Genomic DNA, 22,196 nt, shown 5'->3' with positions numbered 1-22,196 from the left:
TGACGTGCTGCGACCAGTGTTCGAGAAGGGCTTCCCGCAGGTCGGAGGCGGTTCCGGGGTTCGGTGAAACCCTTGCGCAACACCCCCGCAACCATGATTGGATCTTGAGCTTTCACCCGTTTTCAGGTCGCGGCCGAATCGTTATTCGATCTTGGTCGAACCTTGTCCGTAGCGTGACCCGGACATGTCGGGCGGTCCCGTCGGGCATCCGGTCGGGCGGCCGTCGGCCAGTTGCCTGGCGGCTGCCGGACGGCCGACGGACGGCTCCGAACGTACGGCCGGACGGCCCTCGGCGGCCCCCGGGAGTGCGACACGGGGACCACCCCGTGAGGAGCGCATAAGTGAGGTCGATAATCTGAGACCTGACCTACCGACACGTGACCTAGGAGAAGCCGCCGCCGTGAGCCGCAGCCTTCGACGCGGCAGCATCGCCGCCATCGCCGCCATCGCCATCGCCTCGCTGTCCTCCTGCGCCGCCGGCAACACGCCGGACACGCTGCAGATCAAGCCCGACAACGCGGCGGCGACCCTCGGAACGCACCTCCGGCTGAACAACATCGTGGTCGTCACCGGCGAGGGCACCGTCGGCGACCACACCGGGCCCGCCAACGTGGTCGTGAACATCGCGAACACCGCGGACACCCCGGCCGAGCTCCAGTCCGTCGCGGTCAACGGCACCGCCGCGACCTTCGCGGACCCGGCCGGCGCCCCGCTGTCCAGCATCGTCATCCCGGCCGGTGGCGCGGTGGCGATCGGCGTCGAGGGCAGCCCGTCCGCGACCGTCGCCTCCACGACCGTCCACGTCGGCGGCTTCGCCCCGACCACCTTCACCTTCAAGGACGGCCAGAAGGTCGAGGCCCAGGCCGGCGTGAGCCCGGACTCGGGCGAGCACGGCAACGGCCTGTACAAGGGCTACGGGCCGACCCCGTCGGCGAGCGCCACCCCCGCCAAGACCGCCTCCCCCGGTGCGACCGCCCCGGCCACCCCGGCCGCCGGCGCCACCACCCCGGGTGCCCCGGCCGTCCCGGCCGCCGGCGCCCCGGCGGTCCCGGCCGCGCACTGACGCCGCTCCCCGGGCCCGCCGGGGACGACGCGAAGGCCCCCTCCGGCTGTTCGGAGGGGGCCTTCGGCGCGCTTGGGGGCCGGCGCGAGGCGCGGGGGCTTCCGGGGCGCCGCACGGCGCTCCACGGCGCCGTGCGGCCCTTCACCGCCCGAGGGCGGTTCCGGCTCCTTACGGCTGATCTTTACGGCTTACGGCTCGAACTTGTAGCCCAGGCCGCGGACGGTGACCAGGTAGCGCGGCGCGCCCGGGTCCGGCTCGATCTTGGCCCGCAGGCGCTTCACGTGGACGTCCAGGGTCTTGGTGTCGCCGACGTAGTCCGCGCCCCAGACCCGGTCGATCAGCTGCATCCGGGTGAGCACCCGGCCCGCGTTGCGCAGCAGCATCTCCAGCAGGTCGAACTCCTTGAGCGGGAGGTCGACCTTGGCGCCGTCCACCGTCACCACGTGGCGGTCCACGTCCATCCGGACCGGGCCCGCCTCCAGGGCGCCCGGGCCGTTGCCGGCGTCGCCCGCGCCGCCGTCCTCGCCGCGGCGGCGCAGCACCGCGCGGATCCGCGCGACCAGCTCGCGGGTGGAGTACGGCTTGGTGACGTAGTCGTCAGCGCCTATCTCCAGGCCGACGACCTTGTCGATCTCGCTGTCCTTCGCGGTCACCATGATCACCGGGACGTTGGAGCGCACCCGGAGCTGGCGGCAGACCTCGGTGCCGGGCAGGCCCGGCAGCATCAGGTCGAGCAGGACGAGGTCCGCGCCGTTGCGTTCGAACTGCTCCAGGGCGTCGGGGCCGGTGGCGGCGACGGCCACCTCGAAGCCCTCCTTGCGGAGCATGTACGAGAGGGCGTCGCTGAACGACTCCTCGTCCTCGACCACCAGTACTCGGGTCACGATCAGGCCTCCGGGGCAAGCTGAGGGGTTGTGTCTGACAGGTGTGCTTTCCGCTCCCCGGCGGGGAGCGGACGAGCCGTGCGGCCCGTGGTGAGGGTTCGGGGTGCGGCGGCGGGGCCGGACGGGTCGCCGTCCGGCGCGTGGTCCGGCGTCCGGTCCGGTTCGCCGTCGAACGCGTCGTCGGATTCGTCGTCGAGTTCGTCGTCGGGTTCGTCGTCGGGTTCGTCGTCGGGTTCGTCGTCGGTGGGTGCGTGCCCGGCGGGCAGGCGGATGGTGAAGGTCGACCCCTGGCCCTCGACGCTCCACACCGAGACGGTGCCGCCGTGCGAGGCCGCGACGTGCTTGACGATGGACAGGCCCAGGCCGGTGCCGCCGGTCGCCCTGGAGCGGGCGGGATCGACGCGGTAGAACCGCTCGAAGACCCGCTCGCGGTCCTTCTCGGAGATGCCGATGCCCTGGTCGGTGACCGAGATCTCGATGAGCTCGCCGTCCGCCTCCCCGAGCGCCGCGGCGCTGGAGATCCGGCGGGTGGCGATCGCCACCCGGGTGCGGGGCGGGCTGTAGTTGACGGCGTTCTCGACCAGGTTGCCGAGCGCCGCGGCGAGCTGGCCGCGGTTGCCGTGCAGGTAGAGGCCGGCGATGCCGCCCGCCGCGATCAGGATCTGCTTGGCGGCGGCCTGCTGGCGGCAGCGGTCGATCGCCTCGGCGATCAGCTCGTCCACCGCGACCGGCTCCGGATCGACCATCAGCCGGTCGTCCTGGACCCGGGAGAGGTCGATGATCTCCTGGACCAGGCTGGCCAGCCTGGTCGCCTCGACCTGCATCCGGCCGGCGAAGCGCTGCACGGCCTCCGGGTCGTCGGCTGCGTCGGCGACCGCCTCGGAGAGCAGCGACAGCGCGCCGACCGGGGTCTTCAGCTCGTGGCTGACGTTGGCCACGAAGTCCCGGCGGACGGCCTCCACCCGGCGGCGCTCGGTCTGGTCCTCGACCAGCACCAGCACCAGCCGGGAGCCCAGCGGGGCCACCCGGACGGAGACCGCGAGCGGCTCCGCCGCGCGGGCCGCGCCCGGCCGGGGCACCTCCAGCTCGACCTGGCGGATCTCGCCGTCCCTGCGGGTGGAGCGGGCCAGCGCCAGCATCGGGTCCACGGCGACGGCGCCACCGCGCACCAGGCCCATCGCGTACGCCGCCGAGCTGGCCTTGACCACCTCGTCGCCCTCGCCCAGCACGATCGCGCAGGAGCGGAGCACGGAGAGCACGGTGTCGACCCCCGGCGGCAGCGGCTGCTCGGGGCTGCCGGTGCCCAGTGACTGGTACCGGCCCAGGTTCCTGCCGCCTGTTGCGCCGTGCCTGCCCCTGGCCTGTTCGCGCTCGCTCCAACGGAAGGCGATGGAGGCGGTGAGGCCGACGCCGAGCCCGGCTATGGCGCAGGCAGCGGCGGCGGCCACGTTCACGTCCATGTGGCCAGCGTAAGCGCACGGTGAGGGCTGTCCCCAAGCGGTGGATCAAGGCATCGACCACGCGTTGCCGAGAATTCACCTTCAGGTAGCCGCCGATTCACCGTGGCGGCCGTGCACCGTCGCCCTGGCGGCCGAAAGTTGGCCAGGCAGCCCGTGTGGGAGAGATCGGTGTGCCGAACAGCGGCCACCGGCTCGGGTGTGCGCGTACGATGCGCGCCACCAGCAGCGGTCGCCCGAACACCGGAACGATGGTCGGACGGGCTGACCGGTCGGCACCGCCACCGACACAGCTACTGAGGAGAGAACATGCGCGACGCGTACCACGAGGAACTCGATGCGATCGGCGACAGCCTGGTCGAGATGGCCCGGCTGGTCGGCTCTGCACTGGGCCGCGCCACCACCGCCCTCCTCGACGCGGACCTGGCGCTGGCGGAGAGCGTGATCGCCGCCGATCAGAAGATCAACGAGCTGCACCACGACCTGGAGAACCGGGCCATCGACCTGCTGGCCCGCCAGCAGCCGGTCGCCACCGACCTGCGCATCGTGGTCACTTCGCTGCGGATGAGCGCCGACCTGGAGCGCTGCGGCGACCTCGCCCGGCACGTCGCCAAGGTCGCGCGGATGCGCTACCCCGAGACCGCCGTACCGCGCGACCTGCACTCCACCGTCCTGGAGATGGGCCAGCTCGCCCAGCGCCTGGTGGCCAAGGCCGGCCTGGTCATCGCCACCAAGGACGTCGACAAGGCGCTGGAGATGGAGCAGGACGACGACGCGATCGACACCCTGCACCGCGAGCTGCTGTCGCACCTGATCGACGAGCGCTGGCACCACGGCATCGAGACCGCCGTCGACATCACCCTGGTCGGCCGCTACTACGAGCGCTTCGCGGACCACGCGGTGTCGGTCGCCAAGCGCGTGGTGTACCTGGTGACGGGCGAGCACGTGGCCGAGTTCGTGGCCGCCACCGAGGCCGCCGAGGCCGTGCCGGTCGACTGACCGGCGGGGCGGTCGGCCGGCCGGCGCGCCGGGCACGCGCTGCCGCGCCGTCTGCGGCGGCGCCGCTCCCGGCTCACCCCCGGGGGTGAGTAAACCCGTGGCGAGGGTGGTGCGGGCGCACGGACTTCCGTGCGCCCCACCACTGCGCGCCCGTTGACGCTCCCTCCGTTCGGCGGTTTCACTCGACGGTGGGGGCACCGGAGCGTGCCCGTCACAAGAAGGGGAGCTCGATGAAGGCCAACCCGACCCGACCGGCAACCGCCCACGACACCGTCGAGCCATCCGCTCCGAAGCTGCTTCCCGTCCTCGCGGCAGGCTGCGGCTGCGGCCCCGGTTGCGGCTGCGGCTGCCAGTCCGGCGCGCCCTGCCAGTGCGGCGGCGCGGACGGCGGCTGCTGCGGCGGCCACTGAGCGGCCGGAGGGATCCGAAGAGGTCTGAAGGGGTCTGAAAGGGTCCGAAGGACTTCGGGGGATTCGGGGTGTGCGGGGCGCTCGGGGGGTTCGAGGATTCGGGGTTTCCGAGGTGCACGGCATTCCGGCCGCCGTGCACCTCGTTCGCGTTCGCTCAGGCCCCGCGCGCCGCCGGCCCGCCCGGACCGGCGGGGCCGTCAGAACTGCACGTCGGTGCAGGAGTAGAAGGCGTTCGGGGTGTCGGAGATGTTCCAGACGGCGACGACCACCTGGTGGCCGGTGCGCCCGCTCGGAATGGTCGCCGTGTGGCTGAGCGTGCTCGGCACCTGCACCCCGCCGAACGGGACGGTGAGGAAGGGCGTCAGGTCCAGGTTGGCGCGGGTGATCGGCTGGCTGGCGTCGTAGCCCGGCTTGGTCATGTAGTACCGGAAGTCGCTGGTCGCGTGCCGGGCGGTGAACGTCCAGGTGAAGGTGAGCTGCTGCCCCGCCGTCACCTTGGTGGTCGGCCAGGCGCCCGCGTGCGGGTCGTCCAGCTCGGCGAAGCGTGCGTTGCCGCCCGCGCAGATGGTTCCGTCCGAGGGGCCGAGGGTCGGGAACCCCTTCGGGCCCTCGACGCTCTGCGGTTCCCACTGGATGTCGCCGCAGTCCCAGGGGACACCCTTCACGTGGGTGTCACAGAGGGCGGCGCGGCTGGGCGGGGTCGAGATCCAGCCGTGGGACGAGGCCGGGAAGGCGAGGGTCAGCGGGATCGCCAGCGCGGCGACGGCCGCCCCGACGATGTGGCGTGTGCGCATGGTGCTCCTCCGTGGGGGTGGATGGAGTGTGCGCCGGGGCGCAGACGCGCGCGTGGGGAGCGGCGGCCCGGACGGGGACTTCCTGGCATGCCTGCGCCGGTCCGGTGCCCTCACGGTAGAAGCCTGCCCCGAACCCGTCAATGGTCTGAACCATTTTCTCAGCTGCCCAACTCCCGGGCGGCCCATGCGGATTGGCCCCGAACTGACCGAAAGACGAAGGCCCCGCCACCCGGGCGAGCCGGGCGGCGGGGCCGTGTCGGCAAGCGGCTTACTTCTTGCCCTGGTTCTTGACCGCCTCGATGGCCGCGGCGGCGGCGTCCGGGTCGAGGTAGCGGCCGCCCGGGGTGACGGGCTTGAAGTCGGCGTCCAGCTCGTAGACCAGCGGGATGCCGGTCGGGATGTTCAGGCCGGCGATGGCCTCGTCGGAGATGCCGTCGAGGTGCTTGACCAGCGCGCGCAGGCTGTTGCCGTGGGCGGTGACCAGGACGGTCCGGCCGGCGGCGAGGTCCGGGACGATGGCGTCGTACCAGTACGGGAGCATCCGCTCGACGACGTCCTTCAGGCACTCGGTGCGCGGACGCAGCTCGCTCGGGATCTCCGCGTAGCGGGCGTCGCCGGCCTGCGAGTACTCGGCGTCGTCGGCCAGCACCGGCGGCGGGGTGTCGTACGAGCGGCGCCACAGCTGGAACTGCTCCTCGCCGAACTCGGCCAGGGTCTGGGCCTTGTCCTTGCCCTGGAGCGCGCCGTAGTGGCGCTCGTTCAGCCGCCAGCTGCGGCTGACCGGGATCCAGTGCCGGTCGGCCTTGTCCAGGGCGATCTGCGAGGTCCGGATGGCGCGGCGCAGTAGCGAGGTGTGCAGCACGTCGGGGAGCAGGCCCTCGGCGGCCAGGAGCTCGCCACCGCGGGCGGCCTCCTTCTCGCCCTTCTCGTTGAGGTCGACATCGACCCAACCGGTGAACAGGTTCTTCTGGTTCCACTGGCTCTCGCCGTGGCGGAGCAGGATGAGTCGGTACGTCGTGTCAGCCATGGCCCCCAGCTTAGTGGGGGCCCGGAAAACCCCTGGTGGGGACCTTCGACCGATGTGTAATGTGTGCTCTGCGCATCTGCCACTTACATGTGTCGGCTGGCCGGGCTGCCGTGCCGCTCAGCGGACACCTGCCCTCGGGAGCCCCCACATGCTCGTCACCGCCCGGTTCCGAAGAATTCTCCAGGAGACGGTCGGCGGACTGCCACGGCAGTTCTGGTGGCTGTGGGTGAGCACCCTGGTGAACAAGCTCGGCGCCTTCGTGGTGACCTTCCTGGCGCTCTACCTGACCGTCGACCGGGGGTACTCGGCCTCGTACGCGGGCCTGGTGGCCTCGCTGTTCGGCCTCGGCTCCGCCGTCGCGGCGATCCTCGCGGGGGTGCTGGCCGACCGGATCGGGCGCCGGCCCACGCTGGTCGCCGCCCAGCTCGGCACGGCGCTGTTCACGGCCGTGCTCGGCTTCGCCGACGGCCAGGTGGCGATCGCCGCCGTGGCCTTCCTGGTGGGCCTGTGCAACAACGCCACCCGGCCGCCCACCTCGGCGATCATCGCCGACCTGGTGCCGGCCGAGGACCGGGTCCGCGCGTACTCGCTGAACTACTGGGCGATCAACATCGGCTTCGGCCTCTCCGCCGCCGTGGCCGGCCTGATCGCCACCCACGGCTACCTCACGCTCTTCCTGCTGGACGCGCTGACCACCCTGGTCTGCGCGGTGGTGATCTTCGTCCGGATCCCCGAGACCAAGCCGCAGGTCTCGCCCGACGAGGCGGCGGACGGCTCCGCCGAACCTGCGGTCAGCCTGCTCTCGGTGTTCCGGGACGCCCCGTTCATGGCGCTGGTCGGCCTCACCCTGCTGCTCGCGCTGGTCTTCCAGCAGGGCAGCACCACGCTGGCCGTGGACATGGGCGCCTCCGGCATCACCTCCACCGAGTACGGCCTGGTCATCGGCCTGAACGGCCTGCTGATCGTGGTCCTCCAGATCCCGCTCACCCGCTGGATGGAGGGCCGCTCGCGGACCGGGCTGCTGATCACCAGCTGTCTGCTCACCGGCTGGGGCTTCGGGCTGGCCGCGCTGGCCGGCTCCTCGGCCTGGATGTTCGCGCTGTCGGTGGCCGTCTGGACGGTCGGCGAGATCCTCAACACGCCGGTGATGATGGGCCTGGTCGCCGAGCTGGCGCCGACCCACGGGCGCGGACGCTACCAGGGCGTGCACAGCCTCTCCTGGTCGCTGGCCTCGTTCCTCGGGCCGGCGGGCGGCGGGCTGCTACTCCAGCACGCCGGGCCGGTGGTGCTCTGGACGGCCTGCGGGGCGGTCGGGACGGCCACCGCGCTCGGGTACGTGGCACTGGCCCGGCGCACCGGGGCGGCGGGCCGGCGGCGGCCGGTGGTCGCGGAGGCGGCAGGAGTGACGGAGGTCGCGGAAGTCGCGGGCGCGGCGGAGGTCGCGGCGCCCGCCGTCGAGCAGGCAGGGAAGGCCCGGACGGGCGCCTGAGGCGTCCGGTCAGGCGGTCCGGTCAAGCGGCCCGGGCGTCCAGGCGGGCGGCCCGGTCAGGCGTCCGGGGCGTCCGTCGGGCCCTTCGGTGCCGCGAGGTGGGCGAAGGCGGCCAGGTTGCGGGTGGACTCCCCGCGCTTGGTGCGCCACTCCCACTCGCGCCGGATCGCCGAGGCGAAGCCCAGCTCCAGCAGGGTGTTGAACGGCTCGTCCGCGTTCTCCAGCACCGTCCCGAGCAGCCGGTCCACGACCCGCGGGGTGAGCGCCTCCAGCGGCAGCCGGCCGGCCAGGTAGACGTCGCCGAGCGCGTCGACCGCGTACCCGACGCCGTACAGCCGGGTGTTGCGCTCCAGCAGCCAGCGGTAGACCGCCTCGTGGTTCTCGTCCGGACGGCGGATCACGAAGGCGTTCACCGACAGGGTGTGGTCGCCGACCCGCAGGGCGCAGGTGGTGCTCAGCTTCCGGGTGCCGGGGAGGGTCGCCACCAGCGTGTACGGGTCGGTGGCGGCCAGCTCCCAGGCCACCCCGGCGTCGTCCAGGGCGGTGCGCAGGAGGGTCAGGGCCTCGTCCTTGGTGCGGATTGCCATGGGGGCGAGGCTACTCGCCGGTACCGACCGGGCGCAGCCCCCGCACGGGCGCGCCCCGAGGGCGGACCCTCAGCCCAGCCGCTGCCGGGCCGCGGCGAACCGGCCCGCCGGGCGGGCCAGGCTGCCCGCGTACACCTCGGCGGTGGCCGCCGCGGCCGTGTCCCACCCGAAGCCGGCCGCGTGCCGGGCCGCCGCCGCGCCCCGCCGGGCCACCAGGCCCGGGTCGATGACGTACGGCTCCAGCGCGTACGACCACTCCAGCGGGTCGTGGCCGTTCACCAGGCTGCCCGTCTCGCCGTCCCGCACCGCGACCGGCAGGCCGCCGACCGCGGCCGCCACCACCGGGGTGCCACAGGCCTGCGCCTCCAGCGCGACCAGCCCGAAGGACTCGCTGTACGAGGGCATCACCAGCGCCGTCGCCGCCCGGTACCAGTCCGCGAGCTGCGGCTGGCCGACCGGCGGGTGGAACCGCACGACGTCCCCGATGCCCAGCTGGGCGGCGAGCTTGTGCAGGCTCTCCGGCCGGGCCAGCCCGGTGCCGGACGGCCCGCCGACCACCGGCACCACCAGGCGCTCGCGCAGCTCGGGACGGCGGTCGAGCAGGGCGGCGACCGCCCGCAGCAGCACGTCCGGGGCCTTCAGCGGCTGGATCCGGCCCGCGAACAGCAGCACCGCGGCGTCCTGCGGCAGGCCCAGCCGGGCCCGCGCGGCGGCGGGCGCCCTCGGCCCGGCGGGGCGGAAGACGTCCAGGTTGACCCCGGGGTGGACGACGGCCAGCTGGTCCGGCCGGGCGGCGTAGTGCAGCTCCAGCTCGGCGGCCTCCTCGGTGGTGTTGGCGATCAGCCGGTCGGCCGCCTCCACCACCTGGGTCTCGCCGATCACCCGGGCGGCGGGCTCGGGCGTGTCGCCCTCGGCCAGCGCGGCGTTCTTGACCTTCGCCATGGTGTGCATGGTGTGCACCAGCGGCACGCCCCAGCGCTGCGCGGCCAGCCAGCCGACCTGCCCGGAGAGCCAGTAGTGCGAGTGCACCAGGTCGTAGTGGCCGGGGCGGTGCCCCGCCTCGGTGCGCAGCACCCCGTGGGTGAAGGCGCACAGCTGGGCCGGCAGGTCCTCCTTGATCAGGCCCTCGTACGGCCCGGCGGTGACGTGGCGGACCAGCACGCCCGGGGCCAGCTCGACCGTCGGCTCGTCGTCCGAGCAGGTCGACCGGGTGAACACCTCGACCTCGATGTTCAGCTCGGCCAGGCGCTTGGCCAGCTCGACGATGTAGACGTTCATCCCGCCGGCGTCCCCGGTGCCGGGCTGGTGCAGCGGCGAGGTGTGCACGCTCAGCATCGCTATCCGGCGCGGGCGGCGGCGGCCGGGCACCAGCGACTCGAGCCGGCCGCGCGCGGGGGCGGCGGGCTGGGCACGGCGTACCGAACGGACGGGGTGCTGGATCACCTGGCTGAAGCCTCCTCTGTGCGGCCCGTCCGGGCGACCCCTCCGGGCCGCCCGCTGTCCGGTGTGCGCTGCCCCGTCCGGGCACACATCACCAACAGTGTGCCAACCGCGCGAGCCTCGTCCGGCATTCCCGCCCCCGCCCACGGACCGGAACCGGCGGCATCGCCCCAGGTCAGCGCGGCCGTTTCGACGACCCGACTACCCTTCTGGGCATGGCTGCCTCCTTCGAACCCCCGACCGCCGCGCCCGCCCGGGGGCGGACCGGACGCCCGGTGGGGACGGTCACCCGGGGCACCACCAACACCAACCGGCTGCGCCGGATGGACCGCTGGATCGCCCACACCCTCGGCCGGGCGCTGCGCGCCGCCGAGCGCCCGCCGGTCGCCGTGGACCTCGGCTACGGCGCGGCGCCGTGGACCGCCGTCGAGCTGGCCGGGCGGCTGCGCGCGGTGCGGCCGGACGTCCGGGTGGTCGGGATCGAGATCGAGCCGGAGCGGGTCGCCGCCGCGCTGCCGTACGCCGAGCCGCCGCTGCTCACCTTCCGGCGCGGGGGCTTCGAGGTCCCGCTGGACGGCGGGGCGCCGGCGCAGCTGATCCGGGCCGCCAACGTGCTGCGGCAGTACGAGGAGTCGGCGGTGGCCGCCGTGTGGGAGCGGCTGTGCGCGCGGCTCGCCCCGGACGGACTGCTGGTCGAGGGCACCTGCGACGAGATCGGGCGGCGGCACGTCTGGGTCGCGCTCGGCCCCGAGGGGCCCCGGACGGTGACCTTCGCGGCCCGGCTGGGCGGCCTAGGCCAGCCCTCCGACCTGGCCGAGCGGCTGCCGAAGGCGCTGATCCACCACAACGTGCCGGGGCGCCCGGTGCACGCCTTCCTGACCGACTTCGACCGGGCCTGGGCCGCGGCCGCGCCGTACGGGGCTTTCGGGGCGCGGCAGCGCTGGGTGGCGGCCTGCACGGCGCTGGCGGGCAGCTGGCCGCTGGTGGACGCGCGCGGGCGGTGGCGGCAGGGCGAGGTCACGGTGCCCTGGTCGGCGCTCGCGCCGTAGGCGGCGGGAGACGGCGGGGCGGCGGGAGACGGCGGGGCGGCAGGGGCCGGCGCGGGGAGGCTCCCGGCCCCCGTGCGGGCTGGCGAGCGACCTTATGGATTCACTAGAACGAGTTATCGAATAACTCTGGCGTGTTGACGCCCCGACAGGCCACCATGGACCCACCCGAGCGGCGGCGCCACACCCCGCCCGGTCCGCACCGCGCCGAGCCCCGCCACCGGGCCTGCCGTCAGCCCGCCCACCCGGGCAGCTCCCGCCGGGCCTGTTCGAACACCTCGTACATGTCCGACCCGAACAGCACGAACAGCACCTCCGCCAGCTCCGAGCCCGCCTCCGCGTCACCGCTGTCCAGCACCTCCGCGACGGTGCCGAGCGCGATCCGGGCCGCGTCCGCCGGCGGCCAGCCGTAGATCCCGGCCGACACGGCCGGGAAGGCCACCGTGCGCGCGCCGAGCCCCGCCGCGGTGCGCAGCGACTCGCGATAGCAGGAGGCCAGCAGCTCCGCCCGCTCCTCGTACTCCTCCGCCCGGTACACCGGCCCGACGGTGTGCACCACCCACCGGGCGGGCAGCCGCCCGGCCGTCGTCGCCACCGCCTGACCGGTGGCCAGCCCCTTGCCGTAGTGCGAGGCACGCAGTCGGCGGCACTCCTCCAGGATCTGCGGCCCGCCCTTGCGGTGGATCGCGCCGTCCACCCCGCCACCACCCAGCAAGGACGAGTTGGCAGCGTTCACCAGGGCGTCCGCGGGCTGCGCCGTGATGTCACCCTCCACCAGGGTGATCCGGTCCACCGCGGCCACTTCCACCACTCCCCTTCCAGGAGCCGGCCGGCACCGCCGGGGCGGGAACCGAGCCATCGTCCGAATCCGTCCATCACACCGCCATCGTCGTGGCAATGACCACAACGGCCCGGTCGGCCACAGAAATCCCCGGAGATCACGTTATGGTCGCGAGAAGTTCCCCGACGCCCGGTCGGGCACTGCGGACGGGCGCCGACCGTTCAGCAGTCGGGGAAAGGGAGGAACCACCGATGCCCGCAACGGGAGACGGGCGGGCACCTGGTGCCGCGGACCTGCCGGGCGCCCATGGCGGCGCCCCCGTCGGCCATGCCCGCAACCGCACCACGACCGGCCGGGCCACGGCGGTCTCCCCGATACCCCACCCCCGCTCACGGGCCGCGCACGCCGGCCACCCGTCCCACATCTCCGAGCCGGGCAGCGGTCCGGCGGAGGGACCGGCCGACGGCGGGCCGCTGCGGTTGCTGGTCATCGAGGACGACGCCTCGGACGTCCAGCTGATCAAGGCCGCGGTGGCCGACAGCGGCACCTCGATCGAGATCCACTGGGCCCGCGGCCTGGACCAGGCCACCGAACTGCTCGCCCCACCCGCCCCCTGGGCCCGGCGCGGGCGCTCCCGCACCCCCGAGTTCGACTGCGTGCTGCTCGACCTCGCCGCGCCCGCCGACCTGCCGAACCAGCCCTGGGGGCAGCTCCCGGCCACCCAGGCCGGGGGGAGCCCCGACGGGCTGGAGGGGCTGCACGAGCTGCTCCGCCGGGCCCCGCACGCCCCGGTCGTGGTGCTCACCGACGCCGCCGGGGCCGAACTCGGGGCTGCCGCCGTCGCGGCCGGCGCCCAGGACTTCCTGCTCAAGCACGACACGGACGGCCCGCTGCTCGCCCGCGCCCTGCGCTACGCCGTCGAGCGCAAGCGCGCCGACGAGTCCCAGCGGCGCCTGGTCGAGGCCGAGCTGCGCGGCCAGGAGAACGCCCGCCTCCAGCGCCACCTGCTGCCCACCCCGCTGCTCGACGGCGCCGGGCTCTCCTTCACCCGCCGCTACCGCCCCGGCCGCCGGCGCGCGCTGCTCGGCGGCGACTTCTACGACGCCGTGCGCACCGACGACGGCACCGTCCACGTGGTGATCGGCGACGTCTGCGGCCACGGCCCGGACGAGGCCGCGCTCGGCGTCGCGCTCCGGATAGCGTGGCGCACCCTGGTCTTCGCGGGCCTCACCGGCGAGGCCCTGCTCGGCACCCTCCAGCACGTGCTGGAGCACGAGCGGCGCAGCGACGAGATCTTCGCGACGCTCTGCATGCTGGTCATCGAGCCCGGCGGCAGCGGTGCGGCCGACGGTTCCGGGGGCGGTGCCGCTGACGGTTCCGGGGGCAGTTCCGGCAGTTCCGGCGGCAGTTCCAGGGGCGGCGGCCTCGACCCGCTCGGCGCGGGCGAGCGGGCCCGGCTCTACCTCGCCGGGCACCCGGCCCCCCTGCTGCTCGGCCGCGACCACGCGCCGATCACCCTGCCCTCCGACCTCGCCGGGCCCGCGCTCGGCCTGCTGCCGTGCCACGACGGACAGTCCACCTGGCCCGCCCAGGAGATCGAACTCCGCCCCGGCTGGCGGCTGTTGCTCTACACCGACGGGCTGATCGAGGGGCGGATCGGGGCCGGGTCGCGCCGGCTGGGCCAGGACGGGCTGGCCGATCTGATCGGTGATCACCAGGCCGCCGGGCTGACCAGGGGGCGGCTGGTCGACAGCGCCATCGCGGAGGTCGAGGAGCTGAACGGCGGCGCGCTGACCGACGACGTCGCGGTGCTGCTGCTGGAACGCAGCCCCGCGCAGCTGATCCTCGGCTGAGCGGCCCCGGGCCCTCTCCCCCGCCGGACGTGCGGCGGCCCGGGCAGACGTGCGGCGGCCCGGGCAGATGAACTCCCTGCCCGGGCCGCCGTGTTGTCCGCTGCCCCGGTCACCAGGGGCCGTACGGGCCGGTGTTGCTCCGGCCGCCCCGGCCGCCGCCTCCGGTCAGCGCCCGGATCGCCGGGCGGACGTCCACCACGTAGACGATCGAGGCGACCAGGCCGGCCAGGGTGCCGATGCCGGTGAAGAAGTTCACCCCGAACAGGAAGTCCCAGCCGAAGGAGATCGCCAGGATCGCCACCCAGAAGCCCTTGGTCTTCTTGTCGGCCGCCCGGTAGGCGTCCTCGCGGCGGGTGACCGCGTCGACCAGGGCGAACAGCTTGTAGACGAGGATGGCGACCGTCGCCCACCAGATCGGATTCAGATAGGAAAAGGCCAGAATCTGCAACACTCCGACCATTTCGATCTCCTCTGCTCTCTGCTCCGACGCTGCGACCGCCGTCCATCCTGGCATGACGACCGCCCGCAACCGGGTCAACGTCCCGCGGTCACCGGATGTGCCCCGGGCCGGACCCGGGGCCCGGACTCACTCCGCGGTGTCGGCGCCGCCCTTGCGCGCCCGGCCGGACTTCTTCGGGGCGGGCTCGGTCTCCGCCGGCTCCACCTCGGCCGGCTCGGCCGACTCGGCCCTGACCGGCTCGGCCTGGCCCGACTCGGCCTCGACCGGTTCGGCCTCGACCGGCTCCGGCTCGCCGGCCAGTTCGCGGGCGCCCTGCTCCGGGCCGCCCGGACGGGCCTTCTCCACCACGACCTTGCCGCGCTCGGCCAGCTCGTCGTACGTCTCCTTGGCCTTCACCGCCAGCTCGACCGCGCGGGCCACCTGCTGGAGGGCGAAGCCCTGGGCCCGCTCCTGGAGCGCCTTGAGGTCGGTCGGCAGCGTGGTGACGGTGTCGGCGACCTTGGCCTGGGCCCCGGTCAGCAGCGACTGCGCCTCCTGGAGCTTGGCCGTGGCCTTCTCCTGGGTGCCCTTGCGGTCCGCCGCCAGCGCCTCGACCTTGCCCGGCACCTCGCGCAGCTTCTCGTAGGCGAGGTCGCCGGCGCCGGCCAGGGCGTACAGCGGGGTCGGGTCGGTGAGGGTCTTCTTGATCTCGTCGGTGATGGGCATCGTTACCGGTCCTCCCGGTGGGTGTTCTGGGTGGCTGGGCCGTCGGTCGCCGAACGGGGGGCCGACGCGGCGTTCTCCTTCAGGAAGGCGTCGTAGACCGCGAGCAGCGCCTGCTTCTGCTGCTCGTTGATCAGCGGATCGGCCAGGATCGAGGCCCGCAGTTCCAGGCCCTCGCCCCGCCGCTCCTCCAGGATCCCGGCCTGGACGTACAGCGTCTCCGCCGAGATCCGCAGCGCCTTCGCGATCTGCTGGAGGATCTCCGCGCTCGGCTTGCGCAGCCCGCGCTCGATCTGGCTGAGGTACGGGTTGGACACGCCGGCGGCCTCCGCCAGCTGCCGCAGCGAGTACTGGGCGTTGCGGCGCTGCTCGCGGATGTACGCGCCGAGCGAGCCGACGTTCAGTGAGGCCATGCGGCCAGCGTGCAACACCCTGCTTGCAAATGCAAGCAGGGTGCTAGCGGGAGCAAACGCGCGACCCGGGGCCGGGCGGGCGCGGCCCAGGGAACCGGGGGGAGCCGGGGGAGGCGGCTAGGCCAGGTGGGTGAGGAGGAGGTCGGTGAGCCGTTCGGGGGTGCGCAGCGGGAGGTAGTGGTCGGCGTCCGGGACGAGGTGGCCGCGGGCGCCCGGGATGTCGGCGGTCAGCCGCCGCGCGATCGCCGCGATCTCCGGGTGGTCGCGGTCACCGTGGACGACCAGGGTGGGCGCGGTGACCGTGCCGAGCAGCGGCTCGGCCGCCCGGGCCGGGGCGCCCGCGAGGTAGTGCTCGCTGACGATGCGGCGGGCGGAGTTCTCCTCGACCATCGTCGCGATCAGCTCGCCGCCCGGTGCGCCGCGGCCCATCGCGGCCCAGACGGAGAGCTCCAACTCGGCCAGCGCCGCCGCGTCGCCGCGCCGCCGGGCCTCGGCGTAGGCGGTGGTCTCCGGGGACGGCGGCCAGTCGTGGCCGCTGACCGAGGCGCCGACCAGGCCGAGCGCGACGACCCGGTCGGGGTGGGCCAGGGCGAAGTCCAGAGCCGTCTCCCCGCCCATGCTCAGGCCGACCAGCGCGGCGCTGCCCAGCCCGAAGTGGTCCAGTACGGCGCTCAGATCCGCGACGTCGTCGAACGGCTGCGCCGGCCCGCCGGAGCGGCCGAGGCCGCGCGCGTCGTAGCGGATCACGTCGTGGTGCCGGGCGAGGGCCGGGGCGACGGCGTCCCACAGCCGGGAGTCCATGCCGGCGCCGTGCAGCAGCACCACCGGAGTGCCGGAGCCACGGCGCTCCGCCCACAACAGGTCACCGCCGGAGACGGGGACGTGGACTTCGGTGGCGGGGGGATCGATGTGCGGGCTCATTCGGTGATCATCGCAGGCGCGCCTCGGCGGGCCGGACGGGCGGGCGGGCGGGCGGGCTCGGGCCGAGGACTCGGACGGGCTCGGGCGGGCTCAGGCGGACTCGGGCAGCCGGACCGGCATCAGGACGGAGAAGGTGCCCGTGCGGCCGGGGGTGCGGACGGCCAGCGGGGCGATCGGGCCGCCGAGTTCGAGGAGCAGTTGCCCGGGCTGTCCGGGCCGCCCCGCGTCGAGGGCGTCGAGCAGGAAGTCCCGGTTGACGGCCAGCCGGTAGCCCTCGGGGGCCGGGTCGTCGGCGACGGTCAGGCGGCCGTCGCCGGTCAGGGTCAGGACGGTGACCTCGCAGTCGGCGCCGTCCGGGCCGGAGGGCAGGGTGCGGGTGGCGCCGGACTCCACGGCGGCGCGCAGTTCGGCGGCGGAGAGGGTGATCCGGTGCTCCGGTTCGAGCCGGGTGAGGGCGCGGTGGTCGGGGTAGTCGAAGTCCAGCGCGGCGCCCTCGATCCGCTGCTCCCCGAGGTCGGCGCGGACCAGCCCGCCGCCCAGGGTGAGCGCGACCGCGGGGGCTCCCCCGCCGAGCAGCGCGCGCAGCGCGTCCACCAGCGCGGTCGGGACGACGGTGCCGGCCACCGGCGGGCCGGCCGGGTCGGCGGCGACAGCCGGGTCGGCCGGGGCGGCGGGGTCCGCCGGATCCGCGGCGACGGCGGGCACCTCGGCGAGGGCCATCCGGTAGCGGTCGGTGGCGACCAGGCGCAGCACCGGGCCGTCCGGCTCGAAGAGCACCCCGGCGAGCGAGGGGAACCCGGGGTCGCCGCCGACCGCGAAGCGGACCGCGTCCAGGGCGGCGGCGAGGCCCTCGGCCCGTACGGTGAGCCTCAGTTCGGCGGGGGTGGTGGTCATCGGCTGCTCCCTCTGGTCGATCATCGCGTGGATCAGGGAGAGCTCGCGGCGGGCGTCGGCGAGGCCGTCCTCCAGCCGGCGCAGGTGCGCGTCGAGCACCCGTCGGGCCTCGCCGCCGCCGGGTTCGGCGCCGAGGACGGCGCGGATGGCCGGCAGCGGCAGGCCGACCCGGCGCAGCCGGGCCAGCAACCGGGCGTCGGCGAGCTGGCCGGGCCGGTACCAGCGGTAGCCGGTCTGCGGATCGACCCAGGCGGGGGTGAGCACCTCGGCGCCGTCGTAGTAGCGCAGGGTGCCGACGCCCAGGCCGCTGGCGCGGGCCAGCTCACCGATGCTGTGCAGCTCGCTCTCCATGGCGGTGACTCTGCGGGCTCGACCTGGTCGAGGGTCAAGCGGAGCGGTCGGCGGGGCGGTCGGCGGGGCGGTCGGCGAGGTGGGTCAGCTTCCGAGGGTTGCGGACGGCGCGGATCTCGGAGATCCGCGCGGTGCCGTCGGGCTGCTCCTCGAACTCGAACACCGAGACGGAGTCGATCGCGCCGCCCACGGTGATCAGCAGCCCCGGGTCGCCGTTGACCAGGACCGGCCGGGCGCCGGCGGTCTCGCCGAGCCGGCCGAGCACCCCGAGGATGAAGCGGGCGACGTTCTCGGCGCCGGTGATCGGCCGCAGCGCGGCGCGGATCACGCCGCCGCCGTCCGTCCAGCCGGTGACGTCGGGGGCGAGCAGTTCGAGCATCCGGTTGAGGTCGCCGCCGACGCAGGCCGCCAGGAACTCGTCGGTGGCCCGGCGCCGCAGCTCGGGCGGGGCGTCGTAGCGGGGCCGGCGGGCGCGCACGTGGGCCCGGGCCCGGCTGCCGACCTGGCGGCAGGCGGCCTCGGTGCGGCCCAGGGCCTCGGCGATCTCCTGGTAGGAGAAGCCGAAGGCCTCCTTGAGCACGAACACCGCCCGCTCCAGCGGGGACAGGCTCTCCAGCACCACCAGCAGGGCGACCGAGACGGTCTCGGCCTGCTCGACGCCGTCGGTCGCGTCCGGCTCGGCGACCAGCGGCTCGGGCAGCCAGGGGCCGACGTAGGACTCCCTGCGGACGGCGGCCGAGTCCAGCTTGTTGAGCGCGAGGTTGGTGACCGTCCGGGCCAGGAAGCCGCCGGGGCTGGCGACCGGGCCGGTGACTCCGCTCCAGCGCAGCCAGGTGTCCTGGACCAGGTCCTCGGCGTCGGCGACGCTGCCGAGCATCCGGTAGGCGATGCCGAAGACCATCCGCCGGTGCTGCTCGAAGTCGGCGAGGCGCGTGTCAGGGGTGTCCGTCACGCCCGGGACGCTACCGCACGGTAGGGGTCAGGAGCGGAAGGCCCGGTACGCGGGGGCGAGCACGGTGGCGAGGTCGCGGCCGTACGCGGTGATGCCGGCGCGGCCGAGGCGGCGCAGCGAGGGTTCGTCCTGGTCGTCCTCCCGGGGAGGGGCGGGGCGCAGGGTGAAGTCGCCGCGCCAGTAGGCGGCGACGTTCACGACGGGTGCGGGCTGTTCGGTCACGCGTCCTCCTCGTCGACGGTGTCCTCCTCGGTCACGGTGGCGTCCTCCTCGTCGAAGGCCTCCTCCTCGGCCACGGCGTCCTCCCGGGTGAGGGCGACCAGTTCGCGCAGCGCCTCGACCGGCAGGTCGGTGAGCCAGTGCTCCCCCTCCCCCACCACCGTCTCGGCCAACGAGCGTTTGGCGGCGAGGAGTTCGTCGATCCGCTCCTCGACGGTACCGACGCAGACCAGCCGGCGGACCTGGACGTCGCGGCGCTGGCCGATCCGGAAGGCCCGGTCGGTGGCCTGCTCCTCGACCGCCGGGTTCCACCAGCGGTCCAGGTGGATCACCTGGTTGGCGGCGGTCAGGTTGAGGCCGGTGCCGCCGGCCCGCAGCGAGAGCAGGAACACCCTTGGCCCGTCCGGGGATTGGAAGCGATCGACCAGCTCCTCGCGGCGTGCCCGGGGGAGGCCGCCGTGCAGGTACAGCACCTCCTCGCCAAGCCGGCGCTCCAGGTACGGGCGGAGCATCGCGCCGAACTCGGCGTACTGGGTGAAGACCAGCGTCCGGTCCCCCTCGGCCAGCGCCTCCTCCAGCAGTTCGGCCAGCCGGGCGACCTTGCCCGAGCGGCCGCCCACCGCCGAGCCGTCGTGCAGCAGTTGGGCCGGGTGGTTGCAGACCTGCTTGAGCTTGCCGATCGAGGCCAGCACCGTGCCGCGCCGCTCCACGCCTCGGATGCCCTCGACCCGCCGCAAGAGGTCGGCGACGACGGCCTGGTAGAGGCCGGCCTGCTCGGCGGTGAGGTTGCACCACACCGTCATCTCCTGCTTGGCGGGCAGTTCGGCCGCCACCGCCGGGTCGGACTTGACCCGGCGCAGCACGAACGGGGCGGTGCGGCGCCGGAGTTCGGCGGTGCGCTCGGGGCTGCGGTGCAGCTCGACCGGGATCGCGTAGCGCTCCTTGAAGCGCTCCGCCGGGCCGAGCAGACCGGGGTTGGCGAAGTCCAGGACGGCGTGCAGCTCGGAGAGCCGGTTCTCCACCGGGGTGCCGGTGAGGGCGATCCGGTGGCCGGTGACGGGCAGGGAGCGGACCGCCCGGGACTGCGCGGTGCCGGTGTTCTTGATGTGCTGGGCCTCGTCGGCGACCACCCGGCGCCAGCGGATCGCCCGCAGCGCGGCGTGGTCGCGCTGGACCAGGCCGTAGGTGGTGATGACGAGGTCCACGCCCCGTACGGCTTCGGCGAGTCGGTCCGCACCGAGGCGGCCGGCGCCGTGGTGGACGTGGCGGCGCAGGCCGGGGGCGAAGCGTTCGGCCTCGCGCTGCCAGTTGCCGACCAGGGACATCGGGCAGACGAGCAGGGTGGGGCCGGGGGCGTACCCGGCGGGCCGCTCGGTGGGCTGCTCGGTGGTGTGCTCGGCGGCCTTCTCGGCGGCCAGCAGGGCGAGGGTCTGGACGGTCTTGCCGAGGCCCATGTCGTCGGCCAGCACGGCGCCGAGGCCGAGCCCGGCCATGGTCCACAACCAGGCCAGCCCGCGCTCCTGGTACGGACGCAGCACGGCCCGGAAGTCCTCCGGCAGCTCCGGTGCCGGGGCGGCACCGGCCCGGCCGGCGAGCAGGTCGCCGAGCGGGCCTTCCGCGTGCACGGAGGTGACGGGCAGCCCGCCGGCCGTCGGCTCCGGATCGAGGGCGAGCCGCAGCAGCTCGGAGGCGGCGAGCACGCCGTCGCGCCGGTCGGCGAGGAAGGCGAGCGCGGCGGCGATCTGCGCCGGGTCGGCCTCCAGCCAGGTGCCGCGCACCCGGACCAACCCCTGTTTGGCGGCGGCGAGTTCGGCGAGCTCCTGGTCAGTGAGCGGCGCCCCCTCCGGGTCCAGCGCGGCCTGCCAGCGGAAGGCGACCACGGTGTCCCGGTCCACCTGGCTGGTGACGGCGAGCGAGCCCGGCGCGGGCGGGGTGGTGGCGCGCAGCGCGAGCCCGAGCCGGGGGCGGCGCCGCCACCAGGCGGGCAGCAGCACCCCGAAGCCGCCTTCGGCGAGGGCGGGCGCGGCGGTGCGCAGGAAGTCCAGGGCGCCGGCCCGGTCGAGCGGCAGGGCGGAGGGGCGGGAGCGGTGGCGCAGCCCGTCCAGGGCGGGCCAGCGGTGGGCGGCGCGGGCCAGTTCGGCGACCAGGACCTCGACCGGGTCGGCGGCCTTGCGGGCGAGCGCGGCGTGGGCGGCGCCGCCCTCGTGCAGGTCGGCGGCGCGGACCAGCAGCGAGGGTTCGTCGACGGCCTGGAGCAGGAACTCCAGCTGCCAGGCGTCGTCGGAGGGGCGGCCCTCGGGGTCGTCCGGGTCGGGGCCGAGCGGCTCGACCAGCCGGAAGCAGAGGCGCAGCGCCGGGTCTGCGGGCTCGGCGGCGGCGTACCAGGCGCCGATCCGGTCGCGCAGGTCGGCGAACTGCTCCGGCGGGGCGCCGTCGAGCCGGCCGTCGGGGGTGGTCAGCGCGTGCAGCCAGCGCTCGGCGAGGGCCTCGCCCGGCTCCGGGAAGGGCGTGTCGGCGAGGGCCGCGCGGGCCTCGGCGTCCACCAGCGCGCCCAGCGCGGCGCCCAGCAGCGCCTCCCCGCCGCCGGGGCCGTGCGCCCCTTCCCCGCCGCCGGGGCCGTGCGCCCCTTCCCCGCCGCCGGGCCCGTGCGGCCACTCCCCCAGCAGGACGGGCGGGCAGCCGGCCGCCAGGGCGGCGGCCTCGCGGCGCCCGGCCGGGGTGGGGTCGGGCCGCCACCGGGCCTGCGGGCGCCCGTCCGCCAGGACCGGCAGCGGCAGCACCCGGCCCCGGCCGACCGCCCGCCAGGCGAGGTCGTGCACCGCGGTGAGCCAGCGCAGCGAGGGGCCGTGGACCACCTCGACCTGCCCCGCGCCGGGCAGGTCGGTGCTGGTGACGGCCCAGACCGGGTCGAAGACCTCGCCGAGCAGCTGGGCGGCGGCCGCGGCGTCGAAGAGCAGGGCCGGCACCCGCCAGGGGGTGAGGACGGCGCTGCCGCGCGGCGGGGTGACGGGCAGGTCCGGCGAGGGCGCGGGGACGGTGCCGACGGTGGGCAGCAGCAGGGTGGCCCAGCGCTCGGGGGCCTGCCCGGCGAGCCAGCCGAGGCCAGGGCCGATGCCGCCGAGCACGGCGGCCAGCTCGCCGGCCGGACAGGCGTAGGGGTGGGCGCGCGGGGCGGGCCGGCCGGGGCTCGGTTCGGCGGCGCCGGGGTGGGCGCGGGCGTCCTCGGCCCAGAGCGCCAGCTGCCCGTCCGCCCGCCAGAGCGCGTGCAGGACGAACATCGGGGGCCTTCCGGGCGGGGTGGGACCGTCCTTCGCAGCCTAACCGGGAGGACCGACAGGGCCGGTCCACTGAGCCGTTCGGGGGAAGCCCCGGGAGCTGTGGTTGAAAGTTGAACGAAGTTGCCCTACGCTGGAGCCAACAAGTTGAAGCCTAAACAACTGGCTTCGAACCAAGG

General features: G+C 74.8%; 20 protein-coding genes. 5 read left to right on the top strand and 15 right to left on the bottom strand.

The genetic code is table 11. The annotated features are described in order from the left end of the window. The first annotated feature begins 400 nt into the window (after window positions 1-400). Window positions 401-1,063, top strand: a complete 663-nt coding sequence (locus ACZ55U_RS16605; RefSeq protein WP_465526838.1) for a DUF461 domain-containing protein — start codon at window positions 401-403, stop codon at window positions 1,061-1,063. A gap of 188 nt (window positions 1,064-1,251) precedes the next feature. On the opposite strand, the gene phoP is transcribed toward ACZ55U_RS16605, so the two are convergent. Both phoP and ACZ55U_RS16595 read right to left on the bottom strand, forming a co-directional pair. After that, complete coding sequence (phoP, locus tag ACZ55U_RS16600) at window positions 1,252-1,947, bottom strand: two-component system response regulator PhoP (protein WP_380733478.1); 696 nt, start codon at window positions 1,945-1,947, stop codon at window positions 1,252-1,254. A gap of 2 nt (window positions 1,948-1,949) precedes the next feature. Next, on the bottom strand, window positions 1,950-3,407 hold the full coding sequence (locus ACZ55U_RS16595; RefSeq protein WP_465526837.1) for a sensor histidine kinase: 1,458 nt from the start codon (window positions 3,405-3,407) through the stop codon (window positions 1,950-1,952). A 306-nt stretch (window positions 3,408-3,713) separates the two neighbouring features. Here ACZ55U_RS16595 and phoU point away from each other — a divergent pair, with 306 nt between their 5' ends. Beyond that, window positions 3,714-4,403, top strand: coding sequence for a phosphate signaling complex protein PhoU (gene phoU / locus ACZ55U_RS16590; protein WP_465526836.1), 690 nt, complete (start codon window positions 3,714-3,716; stop codon window positions 4,401-4,403). Window positions 4,404-5,010: 607 nt separating this feature from the next. Here the strand turns inward: phoU and ACZ55U_RS16585 are convergent. Next, on the bottom strand, window positions 5,011-5,607 hold the full coding sequence (locus ACZ55U_RS16585; protein WP_465526835.1) for a lytic polysaccharide monooxygenase: 597 nt from the start codon (window positions 5,605-5,607) through the stop codon (window positions 5,011-5,013). Window positions 5,608-5,875: 268 nt separating this feature from the next. Then, window positions 5,876-6,634 (bottom strand): phosphoglyceromutase, encoded by a 759-nt coding sequence (locus tag ACZ55U_RS16580; RefSeq protein ID WP_465526834.1) that lies wholly within the window; start codon window positions 6,632-6,634, stop codon window positions 5,876-5,878. A 148-nt stretch (window positions 6,635-6,782) separates the two neighbouring features. On the opposite strand from ACZ55U_RS16580, the gene ACZ55U_RS16575 reads away from it, so the two are divergent. Beyond that, the gene (locus ACZ55U_RS16575) at window positions 6,783-8,123 is read left to right on the top strand and encodes an MDR family MFS transporter (protein ID WP_465526833.1); all 1,341 of its coding nucleotides are present in this window, start codon (window positions 6,783-6,785) and stop codon (window positions 8,121-8,123) included. A gap of 56 nt (window positions 8,124-8,179) precedes the next feature. Here ACZ55U_RS16575 and ACZ55U_RS16570 read toward each other — a convergent pair whose 3' ends face one another. Together ACZ55U_RS16570 and mshA are read right to left on the bottom strand one after the other, a co-directional pair. Then, on the bottom strand, window positions 8,180-8,710 hold the full coding sequence (locus ACZ55U_RS16570) for a type III secretion system chaperone family protein (protein WP_465526832.1): 531 nt from the start codon (window positions 8,708-8,710) through the stop codon (window positions 8,180-8,182). 69 nt (window positions 8,711-8,779) lie between these two features. Beyond that, window positions 8,780-10,150 carry a D-inositol-3-phosphate glycosyltransferase gene (mshA, locus tag ACZ55U_RS16565; protein ID WP_465526848.1) on the bottom strand — a complete coding sequence of 457 codons (1,371 nt, stop codon included), beginning with the start codon at window positions 10,148-10,150 and terminating at the stop codon, window positions 8,780-8,782. Window positions 10,151-10,365: 215 nt separating this feature from the next. Between mshA and ACZ55U_RS16560 the strand changes: the two genes are divergently transcribed. Then, a complete protein-coding gene (locus ACZ55U_RS16560; protein ID WP_465526831.1) occupies window positions 10,366-11,199 on the top strand; it encodes a methyltransferase domain-containing protein in 834 nt (277 codons plus the stop codon). Between the two features lie 229 nt (window positions 11,200-11,428). Here the strand turns inward: ACZ55U_RS16560 and ACZ55U_RS16555 are convergent, their stop codons facing one another. After that, window positions 11,429-11,989 carry an O-acetyl-ADP-ribose deacetylase gene (locus tag ACZ55U_RS16555; RefSeq protein WP_465526847.1) on the bottom strand — a complete coding sequence of 187 codons (561 nt, stop codon included), beginning with the start codon at window positions 11,987-11,989 and terminating at the stop codon, window positions 11,429-11,431. A 239-nt stretch (window positions 11,990-12,228) separates the two neighbouring features. Here ACZ55U_RS16555 and ACZ55U_RS16550 point away from each other — a divergent pair, with 239 nt between their 5' ends. Next, window positions 12,229-13,830, top strand: a complete 1,602-nt coding sequence (locus tag ACZ55U_RS16550) for a PP2C family protein-serine/threonine phosphatase (RefSeq protein WP_465526830.1) — start codon at window positions 12,229-12,231, stop codon at window positions 13,828-13,830. A gap of 109 nt (window positions 13,831-13,939) precedes the next feature. Here ACZ55U_RS16550 and ACZ55U_RS16545 read toward each other — a convergent pair whose 3' ends face one another. From ACZ55U_RS16545 to ACZ55U_RS16510, 8 genes are all read right to left on the bottom strand, one after another. Next, window positions 13,940-14,290 carry a DUF2516 family protein gene (locus tag ACZ55U_RS16545; protein ID WP_465526829.1) on the bottom strand — a complete coding sequence of 117 codons (351 nt, stop codon included), beginning with the start codon at window positions 14,288-14,290 and terminating at the stop codon, window positions 13,940-13,942. A 126-nt stretch (window positions 14,291-14,416) separates the two neighbouring features. Continuing rightward, entirely contained in the window at window positions 14,417-14,995 is a 579-nt protein-coding gene (locus ACZ55U_RS16540; RefSeq protein ID WP_465526828.1) for a hypothetical protein, read from the bottom strand. A 2-nt stretch (window positions 14,996-14,997) separates the two neighbouring features. Then, window positions 14,998-15,405: a helix-turn-helix domain-containing protein gene (locus tag ACZ55U_RS16535; RefSeq protein ID WP_465526827.1), complete on the bottom strand. Its 408-nt coding sequence runs from the start codon at window positions 15,403-15,405 to the stop codon at window positions 14,998-15,000. Window positions 15,406-15,522: 117 nt separating this feature from the next. Beyond that, complete coding sequence (locus tag ACZ55U_RS16530; RefSeq protein WP_465526826.1) at window positions 15,523-16,326, bottom strand: alpha/beta fold hydrolase; 804 nt, start codon at window positions 16,324-16,326, stop codon at window positions 15,523-15,525. 90 nt (window positions 16,327-16,416) lie between these two features. Beyond that, the gene (locus ACZ55U_RS16525) at window positions 16,417-17,571 is read right to left on the bottom strand and encodes a DNA polymerase III subunit beta family protein (RefSeq protein WP_465526825.1); all 1,155 of its coding nucleotides are present in this window, start codon (window positions 17,569-17,571) and stop codon (window positions 16,417-16,419) included. Window positions 17,572-17,605: 34 nt separating this feature from the next. Next, window positions 17,606-18,523 carry an RNA polymerase sigma-70 factor gene (locus tag ACZ55U_RS16520; RefSeq protein ID WP_465526824.1) on the bottom strand — a complete coding sequence of 306 codons (918 nt, stop codon included), beginning with the start codon at window positions 18,521-18,523 and terminating at the stop codon, window positions 17,606-17,608. Between the two features lie 27 nt (window positions 18,524-18,550). Further along, window positions 18,551-18,745, bottom strand: coding sequence for a hypothetical protein (locus tag ACZ55U_RS16515; protein ID WP_465526823.1), 195 nt, complete (start codon window positions 18,743-18,745; stop codon window positions 18,551-18,553). Further along, on the bottom strand, window positions 18,742-22,020 hold the full coding sequence (locus ACZ55U_RS16510; RefSeq protein WP_465526822.1) for a DEAD/DEAH box helicase: 3,279 nt from the start codon (window positions 22,018-22,020) through the stop codon (window positions 18,742-18,744). The genes ACZ55U_RS16515 and ACZ55U_RS16510 overlap by 4 nt, the downstream gene beginning before the upstream one ends. Window positions 22,021-22,196: the final 176 nt, after the last annotated feature.

Source organism: Kitasatospora sp. NPDC034533 (assembly GCF_055575155.1).
Note: the sequence above shows the minus strand (reverse complement) of the source record. Positions and strands in the feature narration are given on the sequence as shown.